Below are 3,076 nucleotides of genomic sequence, written 5' to 3'. Positions count from 1 at the left end.
GAAGGACGTGGTAAGCTGCGATAAGCTACGGGGAGCTGCAAACGAGCATTACATCCGTAGATTTCCGAATGGGACAACCCGGCACGCTGAAGGCGTGTCACTCGAAAGAGAGCCAACGCAGGGAACTGAAACATCTAAGTACCTGCAGGAAAAGAAAATAATAATGATTCCCCAAGTAGTGGCGAGCGAACAGGGAAGAGCCCAAACCGGGTCGAAGCAATTCTACCCGGGGTTGTAGGACTACTTTTAGAAAGTCAGATCAAGCTGAATCATCTGGAAAGATGAGCCGTAGCAGGTGATAGCCCTGTAGGCGCAAATTCTGACGGACGTGTAGTATCCTGAGTAGCGCGGGACCAGAGGAATCCTGTGTGAAACTGTCAGTACCATCTGATAAGGCTAAATACTCCTTAGATACCGATAGTGAACCAGTACCGTAAGGGAAAGGTGAAAAGTACTCCGAACAGGAGAGTGAAATAGTTCCTGAAACCGTGCGCTTACAAGCGGTCGGAGCCAGTAATGGTGACGGCGTGCCTTTTGCATAATGAGCCTACGAGTTACTCCTCACTGGCAAGGTTAAGGTCTTCAGTACCGGAGCCGCAGCGAAAGCGAGTTCTAACAGAGCGCTTAGTCAGTGGGGGTAGACGCGAAACTTTGTGATCTATCCATGGGCAGGATGAAGGTTAGGTAAAACTAACTGGAGGTCCGAACTCATTAGCGTTGAAAAGCTATGGGATGACCTGTGGATAGGGGTGAAAGGCCAATCAAACTGAGAGATAGCTCGTTCTCCCCGAAATGTTTTTAGGAACAGCCTTGGATATAGACGTGTTATAGAGGTAGAGCTACTAATTGGGCTAGGGGGCTTCACCGCCTACCAAACCCTAATAAACTCCGAATGCTATAACATAATCTCCAGGAGTGAGGCTGTGGGCGCTAAGGTCCATGGCCGAGAGGGAAATAACCCAGACTAACAGCTAAGGTCCCTAATCGTATGTTAAGTTGAACAAACGCGGTTCAAATCCTAAAACAGCCAGGATGTTGGCTTGGAAGCAGCCATTCATTTAAAGAGTGCGTAACAGCTCACTGGTCGAGGGTTTGGGCACGGAAAATAATCGGGCATCAAACATACAACCGAAGCTTTAGGCCTAATACTTAGGTATTAGACGGTAGGGGAGCATTCTAAACTGCATCGAAGGTGTGTCGTGAGGCATGCTGGAGCGTTTAGAAAAGAAAATGTAGGCATAAGTAACGATAAATAAGATGAAAAATCTTATCGCCGTAAGACTAAGGGTTCCTGATCAACGCTAATCGGATCAGGGTTAGTCGGGTCCTTAGGCAAAGCCGAGAGGCGTAGCTGATGGCAAACTGGTGAATATTCCAGTACCTGCTATAAATTCGATGGAGTAACGGAGTAGTGAAAGGACTGCGCACTTACGGAATAGTGCGTTAAAGGGAGTAGTTATAGGTTTTGTAGGTAAATCCGCAAGACTTGATGAACCTGATAGTACAGCAAAGCTTCGGCAGCGCTGATAATGTCCCTAATCAGACTTCCAAGAAAAACTTCTAAGGTTCGTTTATAGCAGCCCGTACCGTAAACCGACACAGGTAGTCGAGATGAGTATTCTAAGGCGCTCGAGTGATCCGTGGTAAAGGAACTAGGCAAATTGACGCTGTAACTTCGGGATAAGGCGTACCACAGTGATGTGGTCTCAGTAAAATGGTACAACCAACTGTTTAACAAAAACACAGGGCCCTGCAAAATCGAAAGATGACGTATAGAGCCTGATACCTGCCCGGTGCTGGAAGGTTAAGGAAGGATGTTCGGAGTAATCCAAAGCTTCTGACTGAAGCCCCAGTAAACGGCGGCCGTAACTATAACGGTCCTAAGGTAGCGAAATTCCTTGTCGGGTAAGTTCCGACCTGCACGAATGGTCTAATGAGTTGTACACTGTCTCTACCACGAGCTCGGTGAAATTGTAGTATCGGTGAAGATGCCGGTTAATCGCAACGGGACGGAAAGACCCCGTGAACCTTCACTACAACTTAACATTGATTTTGAATGCCAGATGTGTAGGATAGTTGGGAGACTGTGAAGCAGCTTCGCCAGGAGTTGTGGAGTCATCGTTGAAATACCAACCTTCTGTTATTTAGAGTCTAATCCCTGTAAGGGGAGACATTGTTTGGTGGGTAGTTTGACTGGGGTGGTCGCCTCCTAAAAGGTAACGGAGGCTCGCAAAGGTACCCTCAGTACGGTTGGTAATCGTACGCAGAGCGCATTAGTATAAGGGTGCTTGACTGTGAGGCAAACAAGCCGAGCAGGTGCGAAAGCAGGCTAAAGTGATCCGGTGGTTCTGTATGGAAGGGCCATCGCTCAAAGGATAAAAGGTACTCCGGGGATAACAGGCTGATCTCACCCAAGAGCTCATATCGACGGTGAGGTTTGGCACCTCGATGTCGGTTCGTCACATCCTGGGGCTGGAGAAGGTCCCAAGGGTTCGGCTGTTCGCCGATTAAAGTGGCACGTGAACTGGGTTCAGAACGTCGCAAGACAGTTCGGTCCCTATCTGTTGTGATCGTTAGTAAATTGAGGAGACATGACCTTAGTACGAGAGGACCGGGTCGTACGTACCGCTGGTGTATCTGTTGTGCCGCCAGGTGCAGTGCAGAGTAGCTATGTACGGACAGGATAAACGCTGAAAGCATCTAAGCGTGAAACCTGCTTCAAGATGAGTTTACTTTTAAGGGCCGTCGGAGACTACGACGTTGATAGGTTACAGGTGTAAAGGTGGTAACATCAGAGCCGAGTAATACTAATTGCCCGTAAGCTTTAACTTTATTTATTACTGCTAAGTTCGTATACGACTTTCCCAATATGTTATCTTATTGCGTGCTGCAAGGATAAGGTGATCATTCATCTGCTTCCTTATGACGGGAGACCGTCAACAGCCAAAGATCTTATGGTGGTTTTGCCAAGGGTGTTCACCTCTTCCCATTCCGAACAGAGAAGTTAAGCCCCTTATGGCCGATGGTACTGCACTATCATGCGGGAGAGTAGGTAGCTGCCATATTTATTAAGAAA

2 rRNA genes are annotated in these 3,076 nt (G+C 47.8%); both read left to right on the top strand.

Annotated features, from left to right (window positions below):
- A 23S ribosomal RNA gene (locus tag HGH92_RS33355) occupies positions 1-2,832 on the top strand; the annotation flags it as partial.
- A 121-nt stretch (positions 2,833-2,953) separates the two neighbouring features.
- Positions 2,954-3,065, top strand: a 5S ribosomal RNA gene (gene rrf / locus HGH92_RS33350).
- Positions 3,066-3,076 lie beyond the last annotated feature (11 nt).

Origin of the sequence: Chitinophaga varians (assembly GCF_012641275.1) — a bacterium.
In the GTDB taxonomy this organism is placed as follows: domain Bacteria; phylum Bacteroidota; class Bacteroidia; order Chitinophagales; family Chitinophagaceae; genus Chitinophaga; species Chitinophaga varians_A.
This window is presented reverse-complemented; position numbering and strand designations above follow the sequence as displayed.